The sequence below is a fragment of the Pseudomonas sp. RA_35y_Pfl2_P32 genome, from assembly GCF_963970735.1.
Taxonomy (GTDB): Bacteria; Pseudomonadota; Gammaproteobacteria; order Pseudomonadales; family Pseudomonadaceae; genus Aquipseudomonas.
Genome location: NZ_CAXAQF010000401.1, coordinates 1 through 380 on the forward strand (window position 1 = coordinate 1; position 380 = coordinate 380).

Sequence of the window (380 nt, forward strand, 5' to 3'; positions counted from 1 at the left end):
ATTTGATAGCGACCCACCATCACTCCAACCACGTGGTCTGCGCGCTAGCCAACAAGTTGGCGAGGATCGCTTGGGCAATTGCGGCACACCACACTGTATTCGATGCGGGGCCAAGCGCGATGAACGCCTGACCCCGCTGTCACCCGAGCACCAACCCACCTGGTTTTGCGATGCTGGATAACTGATGACGTGAACGGCCAACCGGCCTGACGACAACCCTGGGCTCCCACACGGCTGAAAGGCCGTTTCACTAATCAGGATCGTTGGGCATCGATTCTCATCGAGGCGCGGGGTAGCTCCCCCACTCAGACGCCGAATAGATGAAAGCAAGCCAAACACGACATCAGAAACAGTATTGCAGAAAAGGGGGTAACCATAGA

The 380-nt window shown here is 56.6% G+C and carries 1 pseudogene; it reads left to right on the forward strand.

Annotated features, from left to right (window positions below):
• Positions 1-131, forward strand: a pseudogene (locus AACY45_RS28895) (IS110 family transposase); the annotation flags it as partial.
• Positions 132-380: the final 249 nt, after the last annotated feature.